The sequence below is a fragment of the Leclercia sp. TB492 genome (genome assembly GCF_049974505.2).
Classification (GTDB): Bacteria; Pseudomonadota; Gammaproteobacteria; order Enterobacterales; family Enterobacteriaceae; genus Enterobacter; species Enterobacter adecarboxylatus_C.
This window is the reverse complement of the sequence record NZ_CM127572.1, coordinates 338,508-362,603: the sequence shown is the minus strand read 5'-3', so window position 1 is coordinate 362,603 and position 24,096 is coordinate 338,508. Positions and strand designations below refer to the sequence as shown.

General features: G+C 47.9%; 22 protein-coding genes. 16 read left to right on the top strand and 6 right to left on the bottom strand.

Annotation, left to right across the window (positions count from 1 at the left end):
* On the top strand, positions 1-1,029 hold the full coding sequence (gene epmB / locus ACP4QI_RS01670; RefSeq protein ID WP_285127565.1) for an EF-P beta-lysylation protein EpmB: 1,029 nt from the start codon (positions 1-3) through the stop codon (positions 1,027-1,029).
* Positions 1,030-1,154: 125 nt separating this feature from the next.
* On the opposite strand, the gene ACP4QI_RS01665 is transcribed toward epmB, so the two are convergent.
* Positions 1,155-1,700 carry a winged helix-turn-helix domain-containing protein gene (locus tag ACP4QI_RS01665; protein WP_426495424.1) on the bottom strand — a complete coding sequence of 182 codons (546 nt, stop codon included), beginning with the start codon at positions 1,698-1,700 and terminating at the stop codon, positions 1,155-1,157.
* 540 nt (positions 1,701-2,240) lie between these two features.
* Here ACP4QI_RS01665 and ACP4QI_RS01660 point away from each other — a divergent pair.
* From ACP4QI_RS01660 to yjeJ, 9 genes are all read left to right on the top strand, one after another.
* Positions 2,241-2,783 carry a fimbrial protein gene (locus ACP4QI_RS01660; RefSeq protein ID WP_285127567.1) on the top strand — a complete coding sequence of 181 codons (543 nt, stop codon included), beginning with the start codon at positions 2,241-2,243 and terminating at the stop codon, positions 2,781-2,783.
* A gap of 79 nt (positions 2,784-2,862) precedes the next feature.
* Complete coding sequence (locus ACP4QI_RS01655; protein ID WP_285127568.1) at positions 2,863-3,549, top strand: fimbrial biogenesis chaperone; 687 nt, start codon at positions 2,863-2,865, stop codon at positions 3,547-3,549.
* A 108-nt stretch (positions 3,550-3,657) separates the two neighbouring features.
* Entirely contained in the window at positions 3,658-6,135 is a 2,478-nt protein-coding gene (locus ACP4QI_RS01650) for a fimbria/pilus outer membrane usher protein (RefSeq protein WP_426495423.1), read from the top strand.
* A gap of 15 nt (positions 6,136-6,150) precedes the next feature.
* Complete coding sequence (locus ACP4QI_RS01645; RefSeq protein ID WP_445730302.1) at positions 6,151-7,110, top strand: fimbrial protein; 960 nt, start codon at positions 6,151-6,153, stop codon at positions 7,108-7,110.
* A gap of 369 nt (positions 7,111-7,479) precedes the next feature.
* On the top strand, positions 7,480-7,833 hold the full coding sequence (locus ACP4QI_RS01640; RefSeq protein ID WP_285127572.1) for a hypothetical protein: 354 nt from the start codon (positions 7,480-7,482) through the stop codon (positions 7,831-7,833).
* 64 nt (positions 7,834-7,897) lie between these two features.
* Positions 7,898-8,251 (top strand): hypothetical protein, encoded by a 354-nt coding sequence (locus ACP4QI_RS01635; protein WP_285127574.1) that lies wholly within the window; start codon positions 7,898-7,900, stop codon positions 8,249-8,251.
* A gap of 545 nt (positions 8,252-8,796) precedes the next feature.
* Positions 8,797-10,083 carry an HlyD family secretion protein gene (locus ACP4QI_RS01630; RefSeq protein ID WP_285127576.1) on the top strand — a complete coding sequence of 429 codons (1,287 nt, stop codon included), beginning with the start codon at positions 8,797-8,799 and terminating at the stop codon, positions 10,081-10,083.
* Complete coding sequence (locus tag ACP4QI_RS01625; RefSeq protein ID WP_426495421.1) at positions 10,076-12,187, top strand: peptidase domain-containing ABC transporter; 2,112 nt, start codon at positions 10,076-10,078, stop codon at positions 12,185-12,187. Before ACP4QI_RS01630 ends, ACP4QI_RS01625 begins: the two co-directional genes overlap by 8 nt.
* A gap of 25 nt (positions 12,188-12,212) precedes the next feature.
* The gene (yjeJ, locus tag ACP4QI_RS01620) at positions 12,213-13,070 is read left to right on the top strand and encodes a YjeJ family protein (protein WP_285127578.1); all 858 of its coding nucleotides are present in this window, start codon (positions 12,213-12,215) and stop codon (positions 13,068-13,070) included.
* Between the two features lie 72 nt (positions 13,071-13,142).
* On the opposite strand, the gene ACP4QI_RS01615 is transcribed toward yjeJ, so the two are convergent.
* From ACP4QI_RS01615 to ACP4QI_RS01605, 3 genes are all read right to left on the bottom strand, one after another.
* Complete coding sequence (locus ACP4QI_RS01615) at positions 13,143-13,496, bottom strand: DUF4156 domain-containing protein (RefSeq protein WP_426495420.1); 354 nt, start codon at positions 13,494-13,496, stop codon at positions 13,143-13,145.
* Between the two features lie 137 nt (positions 13,497-13,633).
* The gene (gene groL / locus ACP4QI_RS01610; RefSeq protein WP_142487925.1) at positions 13,634-15,280 is read right to left on the bottom strand and encodes a chaperonin GroEL; all 1,647 of its coding nucleotides are present in this window, start codon (positions 15,278-15,280) and stop codon (positions 13,634-13,636) included.
* A 44-nt stretch (positions 15,281-15,324) separates the two neighbouring features.
* Positions 15,325-15,618 (bottom strand): co-chaperone GroES, encoded by a 294-nt coding sequence (locus ACP4QI_RS01605; RefSeq protein WP_032616151.1) that lies wholly within the window; start codon positions 15,616-15,618, stop codon positions 15,325-15,327.
* Between the two features lie 177 nt (positions 15,619-15,795).
* Between ACP4QI_RS01605 and yjeH the strand changes: the two genes are divergently transcribed.
* Positions 15,796-17,034, top strand: coding sequence for an L-methionine/branched-chain amino acid transporter (yjeH, locus tag ACP4QI_RS01600; RefSeq protein WP_426495419.1), 1,239 nt, complete (start codon positions 15,796-15,798; stop codon positions 17,032-17,034).
* A 74-nt stretch (positions 17,035-17,108) separates the two neighbouring features.
* On the opposite strand, the gene ACP4QI_RS01595 is transcribed toward yjeH, so the two are convergent.
* A complete protein-coding gene (locus ACP4QI_RS01595) occupies positions 17,109-17,579 on the bottom strand; it encodes an FxsA family protein (RefSeq protein ID WP_142487923.1) in 471 nt (156 codons plus the stop codon).
* A 336-nt stretch (positions 17,580-17,915) separates the two neighbouring features.
* Here ACP4QI_RS01595 and aspA point away from each other — a divergent pair, with 336 nt between their 5' ends.
* From aspA to ACP4QI_RS01570, 5 genes are all read left to right on the top strand, one after another.
* Complete coding sequence (gene aspA / locus ACP4QI_RS01590; RefSeq protein WP_106994018.1) at positions 17,916-19,352, top strand: aspartate ammonia-lyase; 1,437 nt, start codon at positions 17,916-17,918, stop codon at positions 19,350-19,352.
* Positions 19,353-19,466: 114 nt separating this feature from the next.
* Positions 19,467-20,768 (top strand): anaerobic C4-dicarboxylate transporter, encoded by a 1,302-nt coding sequence (locus ACP4QI_RS01585; RefSeq protein ID WP_142487922.1) that lies wholly within the window; start codon positions 19,467-19,469, stop codon positions 20,766-20,768.
* A gap of 114 nt (positions 20,769-20,882) precedes the next feature.
* A complete protein-coding gene (cutA, locus tag ACP4QI_RS01580; RefSeq protein ID WP_426495418.1) occupies positions 20,883-21,206 on the top strand; it encodes a divalent cation tolerance protein CutA in 324 nt (107 codons plus the stop codon).
* Positions 21,182-22,879 (top strand): protein-disulfide reductase DsbD, encoded by a 1,698-nt coding sequence (locus ACP4QI_RS01575; RefSeq protein ID WP_426495417.1) that lies wholly within the window; start codon positions 21,182-21,184, stop codon positions 22,877-22,879. The genes cutA and ACP4QI_RS01575 overlap by 25 nt, the downstream gene beginning before the upstream one ends.
* Before the next feature lie 47 nt (positions 22,880-22,926).
* Entirely contained in the window at positions 22,927-23,502 is a 576-nt protein-coding gene (locus tag ACP4QI_RS01570; protein WP_106994014.1) for a transcriptional regulator, read from the top strand.
* Here ACP4QI_RS01570 and ACP4QI_RS01565 read toward each other — a convergent pair.
* A complete protein-coding gene (locus tag ACP4QI_RS01565; RefSeq protein ID WP_426495416.1) occupies positions 23,499-24,089 on the bottom strand; it encodes a LysE family translocator in 591 nt (196 codons plus the stop codon). The two genes, ACP4QI_RS01570 and ACP4QI_RS01565, sit on opposite strands and share 4 nt — an antisense overlap.
* Positions 24,090-24,096: the final 7 nt, after the last annotated feature.

Below are 24,096 nucleotides of genomic sequence, written 5' to 3'. Positions count from 1 at the left end.
ATGGCGCATATTGTAACCCTAAACACCCCATCCAGAGAAGATTGGTTATTGCAACTTGCAGATGTAATCACCAGTCCTGATGAACTGCTGCGTCTTTTAAACCTGAACGCAGATGAAAACCTCCTCGCCGGACGTGAAGCGAAACGCCTGTTTGCGCTACGTGTTCCACGTGCTTTTGTTGCACGAATGGAGAAAGGAAACCCTAACGATCCTCTGTTAAAACAGGTTCTTACGTCGCAGGATGAGTTTGTCGCTGCCCCCGGGTTCAGCACCGATCCTCTTGAAGAGCAAAACAGCGTGGTGCCCGGTCTACTGCATAAGTACCGCAATCGCGCATTGTTATTGGTTAAGGGCGGTTGTGCGGTAAATTGCCGTTACTGTTTCCGTCGTCACTTCCCTTATGCCGACAATCAGGGAAACAAACGTAACTGGCAGGCGGCACTCGACTATATTGCTGCCCACACCGAGCTCGATGAGATCATCTTCTCGGGTGGCGATCCGCTGATGGCGAAAGATCATGAGCTGGACTGGCTTATCACTCAGCTGGAAGCGATCCCGCATATAAAGCGGTTACGCATCCATAGTCGTTTACCGATTGTGATTCCGGCGCGTATTACCGATGACCTGACCCAGCGGCTGGAACGTTCTTCGCTGCAAATTTTGTTGGTAAACCACATCAACCACGCTAACGAAATTGACGACACCTTCCGGGCCGCCATGTCCCGACTGCGTCGGGCAGGCGTGACGCTGCTCAACCAGAGCGTCTTGTTGCGTGGTGTGAATGATAATGCCGCGACGTTAGCCGATCTGAGTAATGCTCTGTTTGATGCCGGCGTGATGCCCTACTACATCCATGTGCTGGATAAAGTACAGGGCGCAGCGCACTTCATGGTGCAGGATGATGAGGCTCGCATCATTATGCGCGAGTTATTAACGCGGGTCTCCGGGTATATGGTGCCGAAGCTGGCGCGTGAGATCGGCGGGGAACCGAGTAAGACGCCGCTGGATTTGGGCCTTAAACAGTGCTGATAAGTATTGATTGCCAGGTATATCCTGGCAGTCTGCTTGTGGACAGAAGTGCATAAAGACACGATATTTTAAGTGATAACTTAAATTGACCACTTATTAAAGCTACGGCAAATAACCCTGTTAGTTCATAAAGTAACATTGAAATATAACAAAACGATGTTAATACCTGTCATAAATATAAGAAGTAATAAGACCCAAACTGGAATATTCAAAATAGTTTTGCTTTTGAAAGGCAGTTTTTTACAAACCAGCAAGTTATTGCCCACATTTTCGTTATCACTTTCAACAATGGGGCTATTTATCTGATTTTTTGAAAAGTTATTGATGTTACTTTCGGCCACATTCAAACAAGATGTAACTTCAACATCTAAAGCAAGAATAAACCCGCGTTTGCGCACAGTAGTAATGATATCCTTCGATAAACCAGCCTGTTCCAACGACTTACGCAGTAACGAGATATTCTGGTAAAAAGTATTCTGGGATACAACAACCCCTCTTGCATTCCAGACCTCAGCTAAAAACTGTTCGCGTGATATAACATTACCCTTGCTTTCAAGTAAAAGCTGAAGACAGCGTGCAGTTGGGGCATTGAGACTCACCGTCGCCGATTCATCTTTCAAAGATCGCAGCTCATTTGTATTTGCGTCAAATATAACTTCTTTATTAATCATAAATTTATTCAATGTAAAAATCCCTTTCTGCTATTATTAGCCCCAAAAAAACATGAAGTTAGAGAATTTCTCTTTTAGAATCACTGAATAGCATTGTGATTCATAATAATGACTGCCTTCAGATTCTAAATGCGTACTTCATCCCTAAAGTGAAACATAGCCTATCATGCATTATGAATTCTGTGAAAGAAGGCCATTATCTTAAAATTCCCTTCTCAACCTATCTTCAGAAACAAAAGTAAGATACCGGACTTGAGCATCACACATTATTTAGTGAAAATTCACATGCACTTAATCAGTGACTATATTAAATTCTTCGCCACTCCACACAGGAGCATTACTTAATGCACGATCGTGATGCGAGTAAACTGATACTGGATAGCGCCCAGGCGAACACCTAATATAAGCAAGTAACATGTTCTCAGATGCTGGATTTTCAAGTTTTACTAAATCATCTGAGTAGATTTTCTAAAATGCCTACTGACTTATTAACCTGAGCACTATTTAAGGACGATGTACTTATTAATATGGATTCCCGTAATGAAAAAAAATATTCTCGCTGTATTGCTGACCGCTGGTAGCCTCGTTGCCCTTAACGCACAGGCAAGCGATGGCACAGTCCAGTTCCAGGGCAGCATCTCTGATGGCTCATGTACTGTTAACATTCAGAACTCCGGCTCAAGCGCAGGTAATGTTGTTCTGGGTAACGTACCGAAAAGCCAGTTCAACGGTGTAGGTTCTACCGCGGGTGGTGCAGACGGTCTGGCATCCATTGATGTGGAATTGACTGGCTGTCCGGCGACTCAAACTGCTGCCTATGTTGCTTTTGACGGTGAATATTACAACGGCAACAGCGATTACCTGAAGCTGTCTGGCTATGGTGATAAAGGTGTTGCAGCTGGTGTTGCGATTAAACTGATGGATGGCAACGGTAATCACATGAAGTTAGGCACCAAATCACCAGCTATTACTCTGACCGGTGGTAGCGCTGATGTTGACTTCAAAGCTAACTACGTACAGGTAGAAAAAGACATTGTTGAAGGTACTGCTAATGCAACCGCAACAATGCTGATTTCTTATTAATTACTCTTAATTAATAAATTATAAATTCTATTCGCTCCTGTCTACAGGAGCGAATATTTACTATTATTTCAGGTGAAATATGCTCAAGAAAACCATATCAAAAACGGCACTAATATTGGCATTGACTACCTGCTCAGCCTACGCAGGAACGCAAATAGGTGCAACGCGAGTTATTTACAGCGAAGGAAAAAAAGAAACATCTGTAAGTATCACGAACAAAGATGCATCGCCTTACCTTATTAAATCATGGATAGAGAACTATGACATATCAGGTACTCATTTCATGGTTACACCTCCATTGTTCAGAATGGATGGACAACAAAAAAATGTCATCCGTATTTTTAAAGCAAACAATCCGCTTCCGACTGACAGAGAAAGTTTGTTTTTCTTGAATATAACGTCAATCCCAGCCTCAAATGGTGACGATGACAGAAACACGTTACAAATTGCAGTAAGAACAAAAATTAAGTTGATTTATCGCCCTAAAGCATTAATGGATAACATCCCGGAATCGTTTTCAGAAAAATTAATATGGACGGTAAACGGTAATAGCATTACAGGTAAAAATACATCACCTTACTATATCAATCTGGCTCAGATCACATTGAACGGAAAAGTGATCCCCATGGCAGAAAAAAATTATTTACCGCCCATGTCGTCTACAACATATGAACTCCCAGCAAACAATAGCAAAAGTGGGGTTTTAGAGTGGAGCGTGATTAACGATCACGGGGGCAAAGGTAAAATCCACAAAGCAACGTTATAATTCTATAGCAGCGCTTAAATAATTCATTTTTATTTGACAGGGATAGTTAAGATGGCCGCTATAAAATTCAAGCTACGATCTTGCTTAACCATACTGGTAAGTTTAAATATGACTGGAATGCCATCAGTGGCGATGGCGCGAGACCTGTTCAATCCGGCTTTTCTTAACGACATCACCGCTTCCGGAAAGCGGGTTGACCTTTCAGCATATGAGCAAGCCAACGCTCAGGCTCCTGGGACCTATAAGGTTGATGTATTCATTAACAGTGAATTTATTGAAACAGCGGATGTAGTATTTACGACCTCTAAGCAAAAAAACAATGAACTCGTCCCCTGCTTTAATATTGAAAAATTAAATAGCTATGGCATACGTACTCAAGCCATTAAAAATTTAAAAGCTGATGAAGACGGATGCGTTGATCTTCAGCAGATCCCTGAGGCTAGTTCTAAATTCAACTTTAATTTACAACAGCTCAAATTAAGTATCCCCCAGGCTGCACTCGTTGCGTCTGTTCGCGGATATGTGAACCCAAAAGAATTTGACAACGGGATAACAAGCTTATTCTTAAACTATCGTGCGTATGGAAGTAAAGGCTATTCACGAGATAACAACCCAGATAATGAAACATACAGCTTAAATTTACTCCCGGGTCTGAATATCGGTGCCTGGCGCTTACGCAACTATAGTACATGGAATAAGTCATCAAAAGGTAATGACGATAGCTGGGATAATGTTTACACCTACTCAGAACGCAATATCATACCCTTAAAAAGCGTTTTAACTTTGGGTGAAAAATTCTCACCTTCTGATATTTTTGATAGCGTACCCTTTAAAGGAGCTCAGCTTGCTACAGACGAAAGCATGGATGCAGAGAGTTTACAAGGTTATGCACCTGTTGTTCGCGGTATAGCTAAAACAAATGCAAAGGTATTAATAAAGCAGAACGGGTACACCATTTACCAATCCTTTGTACCACCCGGTGCGTTTGAAATCACCGACCTGTACTCTACAGGTGGAAGCGGCGACCTTGAGGTTGAAGTTGAAGAAGCTGATGGCAGCAAACAGCAGTTTGTCGTCCCCTTTGCATCATTACCGGTTTTACGTAGAGAAGGAAGTCTGAAATACAGTATCACCAGTGGCTTATATCGTCCTTCTGATGATGATGTCCATGAAACGCCCTTTACTCAGGCGACCGCCAGCTATGGCCTGCCTATGAACTCAACCCTGTATGGTGGTTTCCAGGCTGCGTCAAAATATCAGGCCATTACAGCAGGTATAGGTAATAACTTAGGCGATCTAGGTGCAATTTCTGTCGATATCACGCAAGCATGGTCAACGCCGAAAAACAGAGAAGATCTCTCCGGCCAATCCGTACGTTTTCGTTACAGCAAAAACTTAAGCTCAACCGGCACAAACGTCTCTATTGCAGGCTACCGTTATTCTACAAGCGGATTCCTGACACTGAATGATACCCTTGATACATATCGGGATAGCTATTCATATTCTATGATCGACCGTTTGAAAAGTCGTTCAGAATTAACCATTAGCCAGAATTTACCTGACCATTGGGGTTATATCAATATTGGTGGTTTTATTGAAAACTACTGGAATCAAAAACGCCAGACAAAATCTGCAAATGTTGGTTATAGTAACAGCTGGAAGGGAATAAGTTATACCCTCAACTATGCCTATAATCGTTATTCGTCTGAATATATCGATTCGCAGAAAAGTAAACAGAGTGAAAAATTATTCTCGTTAAATGTCACTGTACCCTTTTCTGCCTTTATGCAGAATACCTGGCTTAATTATGGTATGACTACTGGCTCTCCTGGTTCAACCGCGAACACGGTCGGTATAGCCGGCACCGCCCTGGAAGGCAATAACTTAAGCTGGAACGTTCAACAGGGCTATGATAATCGAGATTATGCGAGCGGAAGTGCTGGTCTTGATTACAGTGGGACCTATGGAGAAATCTATGCCAACTATGATTATGATAATAGCTGGCAGCACATAAATTATGGCGCATCAGGCAGTATGGTTCTTCATGAAGATGGACTTACGCTGGGCCAGGCATTCTCCGACAGTGCCATATTAGTGAAAGCGCCGGGTGTGGAAGGCACACGAATTACAAACGATGTTGGGGTTATAACGGATTACAGGGGATATACTATTGTTCCAAATGTTTCATTATACCGCCGTAACGATATCTCTTTAGATACAGAAACTTTGCCTGAAAATGCCGAAATAGAAGTCGCCACGACAAGTGTTGTACCAACAAGAGGTTCAATTACTCGTGCAGAGTTTGCCGCGAACGTTGGCTTAAGAGCAATATTAACGCTTATTGATCCTTTGGGTAAAAAATTACCTTTCGGCGCAACCGTCGCGACCGTGTCAAAATTAACAGGCAAATCAATTACTGGCATAGTGAGCGATAACGGTCAAGTATATCTGTCAGGATTAGATGAGAGTGGAGAATTACAGGTGCAATGGGGAAGAAATGACCATGAACAATGTAAAGCCACTTATCAGCTAAACAGTAGCCAGGCGATTAATGGGATTACACAGGCTGAAACTACGTGCCGTTAAAGGGAATATAACCTTATGTTAAATAAAAAAACGATCCTGGGCGGTGGTCTATTACTCGCTCTCTGTAGCTATGAAACGATGGCAGCGGATAATTGTACCTTATATCCAAAGTCATACACTATACCCAACTCGGTACTCTATATTGATCCGGATGTTGATGTCGGTACCGTGCTAGCCAAGGCTGAAGTTAATACATCAGGCGTAAAAGCATCATGCCTTCTGAATACTAAAAGTGGTAAATATGCTTCTACGATGAAGAATTCTTTTACCACTGTGGTCAGCAGCAACGATAAAGGTGACATATTTGCATCTGGCGTTCCAGGGATAGGCGTACAGATATCGGATATACAAAAACGTGTTCTTATGGTCCCTTATTCAACAACTATACGATGGCAGGATTTAATGCCATGGGAAACCATAGGCAGAACAACCGTCTATTTTATCAAAACAGGGCCCATCAGCAGCGGGACAACGTTTAAAGATGTGATTGCTGAATATACTCTTGATAAAAAAACAGTTGCCACTGTATCACTGGCCACAAATATTGCATGGCAGAAAAAAAGCTGCATCGTTGAACCTGGGCAACGAAACCAAACTGTATTGATGCCTACGACATCCTATACCGTGTTTGGCGCTACAGGGTCAACGGGACCCTCAAAAGATTTTTCTATATCGATTAAATGTGAGGCAGATGATTCACCTGTATTTGTCTCGTTTGAAGCGACTACCGGCAGTACGGGAGATGGAATACTCAATATTGACACTAGCGTCACCGATGCAGCTAAGGGAGTAGCAATTGAAATCCTGAATAAATCCGATTTGTCGCCGCTGATATTTGAAAATGAGATTAAATATCATACTCAGAAAGAAACTGTTATAAACATACCTTTTGTGGCGCGCTATAAGAAAATTGCATCTACAGTAACTTCGGGTACCGCTAATGCAGCGATGACCTTTACCGTTAGTCAATATTAATTTTTATTGTTCACAGCTCGATAAAGGCGATTTATCGCCATTATCGAGCATGACATTCATATTAGTGATGGGTCATTCTCACCCATATACTTTTCACTATAATTACACTCCCTCATTAATTTAATATTTAATGAATTTTGACATTACCTCAACGCCCTTAATTTTTGTATGTGCATATATTAAATACAACTTAACTCAATCCAGGCAAAATTCCTAAACGCCTAACTCAGTCAATAGAAAACTAATTTGAAACTTGTTTTAACGACCTCATCGAGTAATATAAGCCGCGTTCAGTTACTCGTTGAGCTATAACAGCACGCGGCTCAGGAATAACTAACGTTTCTATTATTTATATCAAAGGAAAAATGCATGAAAGTTATCTCTACAATCGAAATGGAACATATCTCCGGCGCAGGGATCGTAGATTTTCTTAACGGTTCCCAGGATTTTATTACCGCCAAGGTTGATGCCGTTCTGGGTGGTCTGTATGGTGCAGCCTCTGGCGCTGCATTTGCTAGCGTAATTGGTGGATATTACGGTGGCTCAAGCGGTGGCGGCGTGTTAGGTGTTGGTATGATTGGCACCGTTGTTGGTTTCTTCGCAGGTGTGGTCCTCGGAGGCGCCTTGGGTGTTGTTGTTGGCGCTTACGGTGGCGTAAGCGCAGTGGATGACTTCGTCACTAAAGCGTTAAACTCCTTCTCATCCGGTTCCTGGATTGCATAATTAATATGAGTATTGCACTCATTTAATATTTTGCTCAAAACACTTCATATAAATGGATATTAAAATGAAAGAAATTTCTGTATTTGAAATGGAACAAGTTTCCGGTGCCGGGCTTATCGATGTTTTAAACGGCTCTCAGGGATTGCTCGACGGCATTGTTGATAGCACATTGGGCGCAATTTTATCTACCGTGGCTTCTGCAACCTGGGGAAGCGTGATCGGTGGTTACTATGCCGGTACAAGTGGCGGTGGAATGTTTGGCGTTGGCGTCTTTGGTACCATTGTTGGCTGGGGGGCAGGTTTGCTTCTGGGCGGTGCTTTTGGGGCATTGCAGGGCGTCTATCACGGCATGAGTGCAGCACAAGCGATGTATGAACGCGTGGTTAATGACTTTACTTCCGGTAGCTGGGTAGGCTAATTCATTTTAGTTAAACAATATCGTTTAACTAAAAGTATATATTCGATGCGGCTGGTCAGGGTATATGCCCATGGCATTATTATCCTGACCACCGTATTTCACATATAAATCTCCTAAAGTCACAAATAAGTTATAATCAAATTAATAATAATTCATTACGATTTTATCTAAATTAATATGCAGGCATTATTCTGAAAAATATATCTCTGACCCGTTAAAGATGCCTTATCATTTGCAATTAATTTGTTTCATTGTACTATTTAAGCCGACCTGCTACATAGCATTACAATCTGGAACTGTGTCTTATCTTTGGCATTAATATTTTATGAGAGATTAACCACATGTCGCTTTATATGGCAGGTAGTGAATAGAGTGATAAATCTACTCCCGGATCATTATATATTTTTTCAGGAAACAGAGGTTGTACGCGTAATTATGCATACTTTAGCTTAGGATTAAATACACGCCGTGGTTGATGGCGATGCTAATCATCGATCATTTTTCAAACCAGAACCACTCACACTTCGTTAAGTACCCAAATAATCATGATGAAAAAATTATTTCGCAAGGAAGCGATAGACTATAAAAAAAACCACTGGAAGGGTAAGGCGCTTCTCCTGGCCGGTATGCCTTCATGGATAGTGAGTCTGCTGTCACTGGCATTTTTCCTCATCCTCATATTGACACTTATATTTTGTACTTATACCCAGCGCATAGATGTCAGCGGAGAAGTCATTACGCTCCCACATTCTGTCAACGTATTTTCACCCCAGCAAGGTTTTGTCGTCAAAAAACATGTTGAAATTGGCGACCTTGTTGAAAAGGGTACACCTTTGTATGAACTCGATGTATCTCGTTCAACCGTAACAGGCAATGTAACGGATGAAATGAACGCTGTTATTTCCGAAAAAATTGCAAACGCAGAAGAAATTATCACCAAAATTCTTAGCAACAAAACCGAAACGCTTGAAGCTCTTGAAGCGCAGGTAAAGCAGTACTCTGCATCTTTAAAAGAAACTCAGGTGATGCTGAATAACGCCAGTACCGGTTTAGCCAAAATGAAAGGAAATCTTTCAAGTTACGATTCATATCTTAAACAAGGGTTGATTACCAAAGATCAATATAATTATCAACATTCACTATATTTTCAGCAACAAGGTACGTACCAATCTCTTGTTAGCCAGAAAATGCAGCTTGAATCGCAACTCACGCAACTGAAGAGCGACCTTGTTGTAAAAGCATCAGATTTTGATAATCAAATTTCAAATCAAAAAAACCAAATAAATGATTTCAAAAACCAGGTGGTTGAATCGAATGCAAATGGTAACGTGGTTATTAAAGCAACAAGGCCAGGAAAGATTGAATCAGTATCAGTTACCGTAGGTCAGATGGTTGACAAAGGAAGCAGTCTGGTTCAGATCAAACCAACAGGTAATATTGAATACTTTCTTATATTATGGCTGCCTAACAATAGCATCCCTTATGTAAAACCCGGTGATACTGTAAATATACGTTATGACGCTTTTCCTTCCGACAAGTTTGGCCAGTTTCCGGGAGACGTCCTGTCGATTTCATCTATCCCTGCATCACGTCAGGAAATGTCTGAATACACTAATGTGTCAGCAGGGGGTAATCAGCAGGAGCTTGCGCTATATAAAGCCATTGTAAAAATTAAAGACAAATCTTTCCTTTACAATGGAAAAAAACTTGAACTCTCTAACGGCTTGAAGGCCAGGGCAATTGTTTTCCTGGAAGAGCGGCCACTTTATATGTGGATGTTTACGCCGATATATAAAATAACTCAAAGTGTTATTGGGCCAATCAATGAATAAGATTTTATTTAAATATATTACTGACAAGCTGAATTTTTCGCTGCGAAATAAAACACCGGTTATCTTACAGTCTGAAGCATCGGAATGCGGGGTGGCGTGCCTGGCTATGGTCGCTGGCCATTATGGACTGAATATCGATCTGTTTACATTTCGCGAGCGCTTCGGCAGTTCTGCGCAGGGTGTAACACTTTTATCACTCAGCCATATTGCCGATCGTGCAGGTATGAAAAGCCGTGCACTTGCTCTCGACCTTGATGAAATTAAACAGCTTAAATTACCCTGTGTCATTCACTGGGGTATGAATCATTATGTTGTTTTAACCAAAGTACGTAAATCGAGTTTTGTTGTTCATGATCCTGCCATGGGTAAACGTGTCATTGGCCTGCAGGAGATGTCCAATTTTTTCACTGGCGTTGCATTTGAACTCTGGCCTGATAAAAGCTTCAAGCAAGAAAAAGCCAAAACACGGCTGAAACTGATAGATCTTATGCGGAATATCGTTGGGTTAAAGGGTACTTTAATCAAAATATTCGCATTTTCAGTTGTTATTGAAGCCATTGGATTATTATTACCTATCGGCACGCAAATGGTCACCGACCATGTCATCATGGCACACGATCAGAGTTTACTGGCTGTTATCTGTATTGGATTAGTTTCATTTACCTTATTCCGCACTTTCATCAGCATGTTACGTGCATGGACCTCATTGACGCTTAATACGTTAACCAATATTCAGTGGAAAACGACGTTATTTGATCATCTGGCTGGTTTGCCACTGGCCTTTTTTGAAAAGCGGCACTTGGGTGATATCCAATCGCGTTTTACCTCGTTAGATACTATTCGTTCTGTATTTACGAACAGTATCGTTACGGGCGTCATTGATTCCATCATGACCGTAGGTCTGCTGGTGATGCTTACTCTTTATGGCGGCTGGTTGGTCTGGGTCGTAGTAGGTTTTACCGCATGTTATGCCATTATGCGTCTTGCTACTTACCGCTTTTATCGCCGTGTTTCAGAAGAGCAGGTGATCAAAGGTGCGCGTTCAAGTTCACATTTTATGGAGACGCTATACGGCATCGCCACAATTAAGGCTCTGAATTTAAAGAATATTCGTTCAAAACATTGGTTAAACATTAATATTGAAGCCTGTAATGCAGGTATTAAACAAACCCGTTTCGATATGATGTTCAGTGGTGTTAATACCTTTATTTCATCTTTAGATCAGGTCGTGATCCTCTGGCTCGGCGCCATCATGGTTATTGATAATAATATGACACTTGGTATGTTCATGGCTTTCAATGCCTATCGCGGTCAGTTTTCACAGCGCGCATCGAGCCTTATTGATCTCTTTATGCAAACCAGAATGTTGTCATTACATAATGAACGTTTGTCGGAAATTGTCTTTACCGAGCCGGAAACAGAAATGCCCGTGCGCCGGATTTTTGATCACAACAGCGCCGTAGAGCTTCAGGTTAAAAACCTGAGCTATCAGTACGATCCTTTTTCACAGCCGATCTTCTCAAATTTAAATCTTACCATAGCGCCAGGAGAATCAATCGCGCTGGTTGGCCCGTCGGGTATTGGCAAGACCACGCTTCTAAAAGTCATGTGTGGTCTCCTTGCGCCCACGTCGGGTGATGTCTATGCCAATAATTTAGATATCAATAAAATTGGCCTCAATAATTATCGACTCAGTACGGCATGTGTTCTGCAGGAGGACCGCTTATTTTCAGGTTCAATTGCAGAAAATATTAGCTGCTTTGAAGAAAACATCGATCAAGAGTTTGTAGAACAATGTGCCCGGCACAGTAATATCCATGATGAGATCATGAAAATGCCCATGGGTTATGAAACCCTGGTGGGAGAATTAGGTTTAGGTATCTCCGGTGGTCAAAAACAACGTTTATTAATAGCGCGTGCACTTTATCGTAAACCCAGCATTCTGTTTATGGATGAAGCAACAAGCCATCTGGATATCAGTAACGAATCGCATATCAATCAGGCGATTTCAAACTTGAGCATAACCCGGGTTATAGTTGCCCATCGTCCTTCGACGATTGCATCTGCTGACCGTGTTATAGATCTCACGAACTATCGAAACTAACTTATTCATTAAGGAAATAGCTTTCATGGCGATTAAAGGAATTAATACCGCACCTCTTATACATAATAACCGTTTTCTTCTGATGGCTTTAAAGATCCGCGATAATAATAATCAAGAGCATCTGTTTTTCATGCAAATTCCAACGCTGATTGATTTTCTTATCGTTCTTCGTCACAGTACATTCAGAATTAGCCAGCGTCTCGCCATGCTTGGGGAAGAGTTTAAAACAAAACTAATTGCCGCTAATGAAGACTTAGCCAGCAATGTTCCTGTGATCACTCAGGCTGAAATCACTCAACCTGATCAGGGACTTCTGGTGACATCAATAGCTCCTAAGGTAGGGGAAAATTGTTTTTCTTTAATTGCGTGTATGCATAATGAGCATATTACTACTATCGAAATTGACGATTCTCAAGCGGAGTTTATAATCACAGCAGTAAAAAAAGCTATCGAATTTGCAAAGGATGAAGAAGCGCTGAATACGATCGGTGTTTTTATGAGTTTCATGCTGCTTTATGATGTGAACTTAACAGATATTAATAATCTAAAATATAACGAATTAAAGCATGAACCATGGAAACAGCAATTTTTTTCACATAATCTTGCTGTGCTATATTGCTTTGACACGGATGAGGGCAAAAAAATACTTGCCGGTAATGTTATCAAAATTAATAGCCAACCAAATTCGCATGAAACTGAAGCAATTGTGAAATTAGTTTCTTCCATGAGCCCGACAAGCAAGCCATTGAAAGATAAATATAAACTTTGTGATACATTTACCAGGGTAATTAACGCTCCATCCACTAAAGCATTAACAAAAGATGAATGCCTTAGAGCGCTGCATACCTTTTGCGTTGAAACTAATGCAACGCTTGAGCATTAACGCTATCTACTGAATCAATAATAAGCTTATGTAACAGGTATTCCTCTCTAAAAAGAGGAATACCATTTCATATTAGTTCGGACACTTATAAACCTGGCCCTGCATTTCGCTGGCCGTCGGAACAAAGCTGGATAACATCCCTTGCGTCGGGCTACTCACCCCATAAATCACATTCCCGCCCATCTCAGCCGCCTGGTTACGTAAACCGTTCGCCGCGCCGCGCATTGAGCCACCCTCTTCGCCATGCTGACCGGAGAGCCAGTTGCTTTGCTTGCCCGTGGCGGTGCCAACCAGCTGACATTCGCTACCCGGCTTATCTTCTACAAAGCGAACGCTCTGCCCACCTGCAGACAGCTCATTGCCGGAGCTGCAACCCGCCAGCAGCAACGCTGCTCCTACAATCCCTGCACAAAACTTAACGCGCATGTTATTCCTCGTTTTCAATAAGCTGGGCAGGTGCTGCCCGCGTTTAAACCTTATACTAAAAAGATGACCAAAAGAAAAACCCCCGATCATTTCTGACCGGGGGTTTGTTCATTTCTGCGAGGAGCAGAACAACATGATTACATCATGCCGCCCATGCCACCCATGCCGCCCATACCACCAGCAGCACCTAAATCAGGCGCGTCACCTTTTGGCAGGTCAGTGACCATGCACTCGGTAGTGATCATCAGGCCAGCAACAGAAGCTGCGTACTGCAGAGCAGAACGGGTCACTTTAGTTGGGTCCAGAATACCGAAGTCGATCATGTTGCCGTACTCTTCAGTAGCAGCGTTGTAACCGTAGTTACCTTCGCCCGCTTTCACCATGTTCGCCACAACAGACGGCTCTTCACCGGCGTTGGAAACGATCTGACGCAGTGGTGCTTCCATTGCGCGCAGCGCAACTTTGATACCCACGTTCTGGTCTTCGTTCTGAGCGGTCAGGCCAGCCAGTTTCGCTGCAACGCGAACCAGAGCAACACCACCACCGGCAACCACGCCTTCTTCTACCGCAGCACGGGTCGCGTGCAGGGCATCATCAACGCGTGCTTTCTTCTCTTTCATCTCAACTTCGGTGGCTGCACCGACTTTGATTACTGCTACGCCGCCTGCCAGTTTCGCTACGCGCTCCTGCAGTTTTTCACGGTCGTAGTCAGAGGTCGCTTCTTCGATCTGCTTACGGATCTGAGTCACACGGCCCTGGATTGCATCTTCTTCACCCACGCCATCGATGATGGTGGTGGTGTCTTTGTTGATCACAACGCGTTTCGCCTGACCCAGATCTTCCAGGGTCGCTTTTTCCAGCTCCATACCGATCTCTTCAGAGATTACGGTACCGCCAGTCAGGGTTGCGATATCCTGCAGCATGGCTTTACGACGGTCGCCGAAGCCAGGTGCTTTAACCGCAGCCACTTTCACGATGCCACGCATGGTGTTAACCACCAGGGTCGCCAGCGCTTCGCCTTCAACGTCTTCAGCAATGATAACCAGCGGCTTGCCTGCTTTCGCAACGGCTTCCAGTACTGGCAGCATTTCACGGATGTTGGAGATTTTTTTGTCAGCCAGCAGGATGAACGGGCTTTCCAGCTCAACAGCGCCAGTTTCTGGCTTGTTGATGAAGTATGGGGACAGGTATCCGCGGTCAAACTGCATACCTTCAACCACGTCCAGTTCGTCTTCCAGACCGGTACCGTCTTCAACGGTGATCACGCCTTCTTTACCGACTTTATCCATCGCTTCAGCGATCAGTTTACCTACGGTTTCGTCGGAGTTAGCGGAGATGGTACCAACCTGGGCAATAGCTTTAGAGTCAGAGCACGGTACGGACAGCGTTTTCAGCTCTTCTACAGCAGCAACGACAGCTTTGTCGATACCACGTTTCAGATCCATCGGGTTCATACCCGCAGCAACGGCTTTCAGGCCTTCAGTGATGATAGCCTGTGCCAGTACGGTTGCAGTGGTGGTGCCGTCGCCCGCAGCGTCGTTCGCTTTAGAGGCAACTTCTTTCACCATCTGGGCACCCATGTTTTCGAACTTGTCTTCCAGCTCGATTTCACGCGCTACGGAAACACCATCTTTGGTGATGGTCGGCGCGCCGAAGGATTTGTCCAGAACCACGTTACGGCCTTTCGGGCCCAGGGTCACTTTAACTGCGTCTGCCAGTACGTTTACGCCGCGCAGCATTTTCACACGAGCGTCGTTACCGAATTTTACGTCTTTAGCTGCCATTTTAATCTTTCCCTTAAATTCGTATGTTCAGTGTCGTTCGCGGATTACGCTTCAACAATTGCCAGAATGTCGCTTTCGGACATGATCAACACTTCTTCATTGTCGATCTTCTCGGACTTCACACCGTAGCCATCGTTGAAAATTACGATGTCACCAACTTTAACGTCCAGAGGCTGCACATTTCCGTTTTCCAGAATGCGACCCTTACCGACAGCGATGATTTCGCCACGAGTTGATTTTGCTGCTGCAGAACCGGTCAGAACGATGCCGCCCGCAGATTTGGTTTCAACTTCTTTACGTTTGACGATCACACGATCATGTAACGGACGAATACTCATTGATAGCTCTCCTTTGAGAAAGTCATTATCAGTTATGGGTGACGCCGGGCCCTAAGCGGTTTTCCGGCTAGTGCCCTGAGAGATGGGGATGGGGTTTTACCCCTTCAAGGGGTAGTCGAAAAAAAATTTGTGAAAGTGTTACCATCGCCTCTCTTTTGACGGTGGCAGGACAACGGAATGAGTGGACTCAAACAGGAGCTGGGACTCGCGCAGGGTGTTGGCTTACTTTCAACCTCTTTATTAGGCACGGGGGTGTTTGCCGTGCCGGCGCTGGCTGCACTGGTCGCGGGTGATAACAGTCTCTGGGCATGGCCGGTATTAATCGTGCTGGTCTTCCCGGTGGCCATTGTCTTTGCCATTCTCGGGCGACATTTCCCGAGTGCCGGGGGGGTGGCGCATTTTGTCGGCATGGCCTTTGGCCCGCGTCTGGAGCGCGTTACCGGCTGGTTATTCCTCTCCGTGATCCCCGTGGGGCTGCCTGCTGCCCTGCATATTGCGACGGGGTTTGGTCAGGCACTGTTTGGCTGGCATGATGCGCAGCTGTTGCTGGCCGAACTGGGTACGCTGGCGATTGTCTGGTGGGTCGGCTCACGCGGGGCCAGTTCCAGCGCCAACCTGCAAACCCTGGTTGCGGCGCTGATTGTGGCGTTAATTGCCGCCATCTGGTGGGCGGGCGATATTCAGGTAACGGAGATCCCCTTCCCTGTGGTAACCGATGTTGACCATTCTCAGCTTTTTGCCGCGCTTTCCGTTATGTTCTGGTGTTTTGTCGGCCTTGAAGCTTTCGCCCATCTGGCGTCAGAGTTTAAACAGCCGGAACGCGATTTCCCGCGGGCGTTAATGATCGGCCTACTGCTGGCGGGCACGGTCTACTGGGCCTGTACGGTGCTGGTGCTCCACTTCACTGCCTATGGTGCCGATATGGCAGCTGCGGCCTCGCTGCCTGCCATTGTGGTGCAACTCTTTGGTGTGAAGGCACTGTGGATCGCCTGCGTTATTGGCTATCTCGCCTGCTTCGCCAGTCTGAATATCTACATTCAGAGCTTTGCCCGACTGGTCTGGTCCCAGGCACTGTATAAGCCGGAAAGCCGTCTCGCGCGTCTGTCCAAACGTCAGCTACCGCTCAATGCGCTGAATACGGTGCTGGGCTGCTGTGTAGTGAGTACGCTGGCGATCTACTGGCTGGACATCAACCTCGACGCGCTTATCGTCTATGCCAACGGCATATTCATCATAATCTATCTGCTGTGCATGCTGGCGGGCTGCCGCCTGCTGAAAGGTCGTTATAAAGCGCTGGCCGTGATCGGTGGGGTGCTCTGCTTACTGCTGCTGGCGATGGTGGGATGGAAGAGTCTGTACGCCATTGTGATGCTGGCGGGATTGTGGCTGTTCTTGCCGAAGCGGAGTGCGGTGTAAACGCCGGATGGCGCTTCGCTTATCCGGCCTACAATCGTAGGCCCGGCAAGCGCAGCGCCGCCGGGCAATTTCTCTCAGCGATCGTCTTTATGATCCAGACGATCGCGCTGGTCATCCTTGCGCTGATACTCCCCGTCAAACGTCTCCCCACCGCCTGTTCCGGCGCTGAATCCGCCGCCCGGCATCCGGTTAAACCGCAGATGCGGCATCAGTTTCAGCGTCAGGAGCTTTTGCACTGGCGGGATCAGTAGTAACAGACCGAGGAAGTCGGTGAAAAAGCCGGGAATAATCAGCAGGATACCGCCAATAATCAGCGACACACTTTTGACCATCTCTGCCGCCGGGCTTTCGCCTGCGGCCATCTTCTGCTGCATTAACAGGAAATTTTTGAAACCCTGGTTGCGCACCAGCGACATGCCAATAACCGACGTGAAAATCACCAGTATCAGCGTCAGCAGGACGCCAAACACGTGGGCGACCTGAATAAAAATAGAAATCTCTATGTAAACATAGAGAAAGATTGCAGCTAACGGTATCCAGCGCACGGGCTTCTCCTGTGTGGCAGACGCCGTTGTGGCCCCTGTCGGTATCAATTTGCGATTCGCGTCTGTCAGAAATGGAGGCGTTTAGTCAAAATTCAATCGGTTTGCACGGATATTTTTTCTGGAAATATTAAAGCGGTGATTCATTTCACAGATTGATAATTATCATGCCACCGGGTCGATAATAAGTGATCCAGGTTACGGCATTTCGCTATCATCAGCATATCATTCCGGGTATCTGGTCGATTCAGGGGATAATCGTCGGTCAGAAAATAGACATAACCACAGATGTACTGTGTGTTTAGTACAATCAATCGGCAGCTTTAAAAGAAGGTTCACATGTTAAACAACATTCGTATCGAAGAAGATTTGTTGGGTACCAGGGAAGTTCCAGCGGATGCCTACTATGGTGTTCACACTCTGAGAGCGATTGAAAACTTCTACATCAGCAACAGCAAAATCAGCGACATCCCTGAGTTTGTGCGTGGCATGGTGATGGTGAAGAAAGCCGCAGCCATGGCAAACAAAGAGCTGCAAACCATTCCGAAAAGCATCGCCAATACCATCATCGCCGCCTGCGATGAAGTGCTGAACAACGGCAAGTGCATGGATCAATTCCCGGTCGACGTCTACCAGGGCGGCGCGGGTACATCGGTGAACATGAATACCAACGAGGTACTGGCCAACATCGGCCTCGAGCTGATGGGCCACCAGAAGGGTGAGTACCAGTACCTGAACCCGAACGATCACGTCAATAAATGCCAGTCCACCAACGACGCCTACCCGACCGGCTTCCGTATCGCCGTCTACGCCTCGGTAGTGAAGCTGGTGGATGCCATTAACCAGCTTGGCGAAGGCTTCCAGAACAAAGCCGTCGAATTCCAGGATATCCTGAAAATGGGCCGCACCCAGCTGCAGGATGCGGTCCCGATGACCCTCGGCCAGGAATTCCACGCGTTTAACGTGCTGCTGAATGAAGAGACCCGCAACCTGATGCGCACCTCTGAACTGCTGCTGGAGGTGAACCTCGGCGCAACGGCGATTGGTACGCGTCTGAATACCCCGGATGGCTATCAACAGCTGGCGGTGCAGAAGCTGGCCGAAGTGTCCAACCTGGCGGTTGTCCCGGCAGAAGATCTGATTGAAGCCACCTCCGACTGCGGCGCTTACGTAATGGTGCACAGCGCGCTGAAACGTCTGGCGGTGAAGCTGTCCAAAATCTGTAACGACCTGCGCCTGCTCTCTTCGGGCCCGCGTGCGGGTCTCAACGAGATCAACCTGCCGGAACTGCAGGCGGGCTCGTCCATCATGCCAGCCAAAGTGAACCCGGTGGTGCCAGAAGTGGTAAACCAGGTGTGCTTCAAAGTCATCGGTAACGACATTACTGTCACCATGGCATCGGAAGCAGGTCAGCTGCAGCTGAACGTGATGGAGCCGGTGATTGGCCAGGCGATGTTCGAGTCCATTCATATTCTGACCAACGCCTGCTACAACCTGCTGGAAAAATGCATCAACGGCATCACCGCCAATAAAGCGGTATGTGAAAGCTACGTCTATAACTCCATCGGTATCGTTACTTACCTCAACCCGTTCATCGGTCACCACAACGGCGACATCGTCGGTAAAATCTGTGCTGAAACCGGTAAGAGCGTGAGAGAGGTCGTACTTGAGCGTGGCTTGCTGACAGAAGCCGAGCTGGATGATATCTTCTCGGCACAGAACTTAATGCACCCGGCCTATAAAGCAAAAAGATACACGGATGAAAGTGAACAATAACAGTTCAGGTTAAACTTCATGAAGGCACGTCACTTGACGTGCCTTTTTTGTTTTTAGGCTTTACCAAACCACAACAATTCAATATCAACTTGTTAATAAGCAAGGTAGGCACTCATGTTTGGAGCAGAACTCGTCATCGTCCTGTTGGCGATATACTTAGGCGCAAGACTCGGGGGGATCGGCATCGGTTTCGCCGGGGGTCTTGGCGTACTTGTACTCACTCTCTTTTTTCAAATTAAGCCCGGCGCTATTCCGTTTGACGTTATTGAAATCATCATGGCGGTTATCGCCGCTATCGCTGCCATGCAGGTCGCGGGCGGTATGGACTACCTGGTGAGCCTGGCGGAGCGTATGCTGCGCCGCCACCCGAAATACATCACCTTCCTTGCCCCGTTGGTCACCTGGTTTATGACTATTCTCGCGGGTACCGGCCATACCGCGTTCTCCACCCTGCCGGTGATTACCGAAGTGGCGAAAGAGCAGGGCATCCGTCCATCCCGTCCACTCTCCATCGCCGTTGTCGCGTCGCAGATTGCCATCACCGCGTCACCTATCTCTGCGGCGGTAGTGTTCTTTGCCGGGATCCTCGAGCCACTGGGCGTAAGCTACCTGACGCTGCTGGCGATCTGTATTCCGGTGACGCTGATTGCGGTGATGATCACCGCCGTCTTCTGTAACTTCCTTGGTGCCGAACTGAAAGACGATCCGGTCTATCAGGAACGTCTGGCGAAAGGTGAAGTGAAGCTGCGCGGCAGCCAGGCCTTTGTCCTGAAGCCACACGCGAAACGCTCCGTGCTGCTGTTCCTGATCGGGATTATCGCGGTGATGTTCTATGCCACCGCCATCAGCGATACCGTTGGACTGATTCAGAACCCGGTCCTGCCGCGTAACGAAGCGATTGTGGTATTTATGCTGACCATCGCCACGCTGATTAGCATCACCTGTAAAATCGACACCAGCGAAGTGCTTAACGCCAGCACCTTCAAATCCGGTATGAGCGCCTGCGTGTGCGTACTGGGTGTGGCCTGGCTGGGTGACACCTTCGTCAAGGCCCATATCACGGATATCCAGACCGTAGCGGGCGATCTGCTGCATAACTACCCATGGCTGCTGGCGGTGGTGCTGTTCTTTGCCGCGACCCTGCTCTACTCCCAGGCGGCGACCACCAAGGCGCTGATGCCCGCGGCCCTGATGCTGGGCGTCTCTCCGCTGACGGCGATTGCCTCTTTTGCTGCCGTTTCCGCACTGTTTGTGCTGCCCACCTACCCGACCCTGCTGGCCGCGGTCGAGATGGATGATACCGGCTCCACCCGTATCGGTAAGTACGTGTTTAACCACGCCTTCCTGATCCCGGGCGTGATTGCTATCACCCTGTGTGTCGTCCTCGGCTTCATCATCGGCGGGATTGTGCTGTAAACCTCTTTTGGTTGTAAAATGAGTTAAAGTCGGGCCGCTTAGCGGCCCGATTCATTAATGAGCAGTGGCCGGTCGTGATATAGTGATTTTTTTTCGCGATACCGAGGTCGACTTGTGAATACGCCCGACACTGTTGTTGTTCTGTGTACCGCTCCCGATGAAGCTACCGCCCAGGATCTTGCCGCCAAAGTGCTGGCAGATAAGCTCGCTGCCTGCGTGACCATCCTCCCCGGCGCCACTTCCCTCTACTACTGGGAAGGCAAACTGGAACAGGAGTACGAAGTGCAGATGCTGCTTAAATCCAGCGTGGCCCATCAGCAAGCACTCCTCAACTGCCTCAAATCGCATCATCCTTACCAGACTCCGGAACTGCTGGTGCTGCCAGTGCTCCACGGCGATAACGACTATCTCTCATGGCTCAACGCTTCCTTACGCTAATCCTGCTGCTGTGCAGCACGTCAGTCCTTGCCGGGTTGTTTGATGCACCCGGCCGCTCGAATTTCACGCCTGCCGACCAGGCTTTTGTCTTCGATTTTCAGCAAAATCAACATGAACTGAATCTCAACTGGCAGGTGAAAGAGGGGTACTACCTCTACCGCAAGCAGATCGGTATTACGCCCGCTCAGGCACAGGTTGGTGCCCTCCAGCTGCCCGCCGGGGTGGCACACGAAGATGAATTTTACGGCAAAAGTGAAATCTACCGCGGCCAGCTGTCGGTGCCTGTCGCCGTCGCGCAGGCGGATAAAGGCGCTACGCTGACAGTGACTTATCAAGGCTGTGCCGACGCCGGTCTGTGCTACCCACCCGAAACCAAAGTTATTCCGCTCAGCGAAGTGAAAGCGGCCGCCGTCCCTGCGGTTTCCCCTCTCCCCTTAGAGGAGAAGACCAGCGCAGGAGGCGAACTGCCCTTCTCAGCCCTCTGGGCCTTATTAATCGGCATCGGCATCGCCTTCACGCCGTGCGTGTTGCCCATGTACCCGCTGATCTCGGGCATCGTTCTCGGCGGGAAGCAGCGTCTCTCCACGGCCCGCGCGCTGCTGCTGGCGTTTATCTACGTGCAGGGGATGGCGCTGACCTATACCGCGCTCGGTCTGGTGGTCGCGGCGGCCGGGTTGCAGTTCCAGGCGGCGCTCCAGCATCCCTGGGTACTGATCGGGCTGTCGGCGGTCTTTATCCTGCTCGCGCTGTCGATGTTTGGCCTGTTCAGCCTGCAACTGCCCTCTTCCCTGCAAACCCGCTTAACGCTGATGAGTAATCGCCAGCAGGGCGGCTCGATAGGCGGCGTCTTTACCATGGGGGCTATTGCCGGGCTGATCTGCTCGCCCTGCACCACCGCCCCGCTCAGCGCCATCCTGCTCTACATCGCCCAGAGCGGCAATATGTGGCTCGGCGGCGGTACCCTGTATCTCTACGCCCTCGGGATGGGGCTACCGCTGATCCTGGTGACGGTGTTTGGCAACCGCCTGCTGCCGAAGAGCGGTCCGTGGATGGAGACGGTAAAAACTGCCTTTGGTTTTGTCATCCTGGCGCTGCCGGTGTTCCTGCTGGAACGGGTGATCGGCGACGTCTGGGGTCTGCGTCTGTGGTCCATGCTGGGTGTGGCGTTCTTTAGCTGGGCCTTTATCACCAGCTTAAACGCCCGCAAGCCGTGGATCCGTCTGGTGCAGATCCTGCTGCTGGCCGCCGCGCTGGTGAGCGTTCGTCCATTGCAGGACTGGGCCTTTGGCTCGCCTGTCGCGCAAAGCCAGGCGCACCTCAATTTCACGCCGATCGAAAATATCGACGGGTTAGCTCGCGCGCTGGCGCAGGCGGAGGGAAAGCCAGTGATGCTCGACCTCTATGCCGACTGGTGCGTCGCCTGCAAAGAGTTCGAAAAATACACCTTCAGCGACCCACAGGTGCAAAATGCCCTGAAAGACACCGTCCTGCTGCAGGCCAACGTTACGGCGAACAGCGAACAGGATAAGGCCCTGCTGAAGGAGCTTAATGTGCTCGGCCTGCCCACCATCTTGTTTTTCAACGCACAAGGTGAAGAGCAGCCCGCACAGCGGGTAACGGGTTTTATGGATGCCGCAACGTTCAGTGCGCATTTGCGCGATCGCCAACCTTAAACGACACTTCAGATGGGAAAGTACGAAAGTAAACGGAGGAGAAAACCGTGCAACGTGAAGATGTTCTGGGCGCAACCCTGCAATTGCTTGAAATTCAAGGGATAGCCAGCACCTCGCTGGAAATGGTTGCCGAACGTGTTAATTATCCTCTGGATGAACTACGCCGTTTCTGGCCCGATAAAGAGGCGCTGCTGTACGATTCCCTGCGTTATCTCAGCCAGCAGGTGGATACCTGGCGCAGGCAGTTGATGCTCAACACCGAGCTCTCGGCAGAGCAAAAGTTACTGGCGCGCTACTCTGCGCTTACCGAATGCGTGCGTAACCACCGCTACCCGGGGTGCCTGTTTATTGCCGCCTGCACCTTTTTCCCGGATCCGGGGCACCCGATCCACCAGCTTGCCGACCAGCAAAAGCGCGCCTCGCATGATTTTACGCATGAACTGCTGACCACCCTGGAAGTGGACGATCCGGCGATGGTGGCAAAGCAGATGGATCTGATTATGGAAGGCTGCCTCAGCCGGATGCTGGTTAACCGCAGCCAGGCCGATGTCGATACGGCACAGCGGCTGGCGGAAGATATTCTTCATTTCGCGCAGTGTCGCAAAGGCGGGGCGCTGACTTAAGCCAGCATTCCCGCCCAGGCAGAAATGAAGAGACACAGCGCCATCAGGCGCTGAAAACGCACCATCGCCGCAGCGGTCCGAAACAGCCTGTTTACCGCCTGTCCCAGCCATGCCCAGCACATCAGGCAGGCTACGGAGATCAGCAGGAACCAGAGCGCCATCAGCGCGACATCCCGTAACATATGCTCTCCCGCAGGGGCAAACAGGCTGACGACCGCCAGCGCCATCATCCAGGTTTTGGGATTGATCACCTGCAGTAACGCTGCCGCCCGTGCGGTAAAGCGGGTATGCCCTGGGCGGGAGACGTTTGCCGCGGGGGCACAAAACAGCTGCCAGCTCATCCAGCTTAACCACAGCACCCCAGCCCAGCTCATCACCTGACGCACCAGCGGATACTGACGCAGCAGCTCCCCCGCCCCGGCTCCCGAAATCAGTACAATGGCGCTGGCCGCCGCGCAAGCGCTCACCAGCGCGGGCAGGGTTGCCTTCATCCCGTAGTGCTGGCTGTTGGTCAGAACAAGAATATTGGTTGGCCCCGGCGTTATCGAGGCGACAAAAGCAAATAACAGAAACGGCATCAGGTTCACAGGGGAC

What these genes read in the sequence shown, in the direction of transcription:
- ACP4QI_RS01640 (WP_285127572.1), top strand. Translation starts at nt 7,480, where the DNA reads ATGAAAGTTATCTCTACAATCGAAATGGAACATATCTCCGGCGCAGGG.
- yjeH (WP_426495419.1), top strand. Translation starts at nt 15,796, where the DNA reads ATGAGTGGACTCAAACAGGAGCTGGGACTCGCGCAGGGTGTTGGCTTA.
- ACP4QI_RS01645 (WP_445730302.1), top strand. Translation starts at nt 6,151, where the DNA reads ATGTTAAATAAAAAAACGATCCTGGGCGGTGGTCTATTACTCGCTCTC.
- ACP4QI_RS01655 (WP_285127568.1), top strand. Translation starts at nt 2,863, where the DNA reads ATGCTCAAGAAAACCATATCAAAAACGGCACTAATATTGGCATTGACT.
- epmB (WP_285127565.1), top strand. Translation starts at nt 1, where the DNA reads ATGGCGCATATTGTAACCCTAAACACCCCATCCAGAGAAGATTGGTTA.
- aspA (WP_106994018.1), top strand. Translation starts at nt 17,916, where the DNA reads ATGTTAAACAACATTCGTATCGAAGAAGATTTGTTGGGTACCAGGGAA.
- ACP4QI_RS01630 (WP_285127576.1), top strand. Translation starts at nt 8,797, where the DNA reads ATGATGAAAAAATTATTTCGCAAGGAAGCGATAGACTATAAAAAAAAC.
- ACP4QI_RS01665 (WP_426495424.1), bottom strand. Translation starts at nt 1,700, where the DNA reads ATGATTAATAAAGAAGTTATATTTGACGCAAATACAAATGAGCTGCGA.
- ACP4QI_RS01635 (WP_285127574.1), top strand. Translation starts at nt 7,898, where the DNA reads ATGAAAGAAATTTCTGTATTTGAAATGGAACAAGTTTCCGGTGCCGGG.
- ACP4QI_RS01660 (WP_285127567.1), top strand. Translation starts at nt 2,241, where the DNA reads ATGAAAAAAAATATTCTCGCTGTATTGCTGACCGCTGGTAGCCTCGTT.
- ACP4QI_RS01605 (WP_032616151.1), bottom strand. Translation starts at nt 15,618, where the DNA reads ATGAGTATTCGTCCGTTACATGATCGTGTGATCGTCAAACGTAAAGAA.
- ACP4QI_RS01625 (WP_426495421.1), top strand. Translation starts at nt 10,076, where the DNA reads ATGAATAAGATTTTATTTAAATATATTACTGACAAGCTGAATTTTTCG.
- ACP4QI_RS01615 (WP_426495420.1), bottom strand. Translation starts at nt 13,496, where the DNA reads ATGCGCGTTAAGTTTTGTGCAGGGATTGTAGGAGCAGCGTTGCTGCTG.
- ACP4QI_RS01575 (WP_426495417.1), top strand. Translation starts at nt 21,182, where the DNA reads ATGGCTCAACGCTTCCTTACGCTAATCCTGCTGCTGTGCAGCACGTCA.
- yjeJ (WP_285127578.1), top strand. Translation starts at nt 12,213, where the DNA reads ATGGCGATTAAAGGAATTAATACCGCACCTCTTATACATAATAACCGT.
- groL (WP_142487925.1), bottom strand. Translation starts at nt 15,280, where the DNA reads ATGGCAGCTAAAGACGTAAAATTCGGTAACGACGCTCGTGTGAAAATG.
- ACP4QI_RS01650 (WP_426495423.1), top strand. Translation starts at nt 3,658, where the DNA reads ATGACTGGAATGCCATCAGTGGCGATGGCGCGAGACCTGTTCAATCCG.
- ACP4QI_RS01585 (WP_142487922.1), top strand. Translation starts at nt 19,467, where the DNA reads ATGTTTGGAGCAGAACTCGTCATCGTCCTGTTGGCGATATACTTAGGC.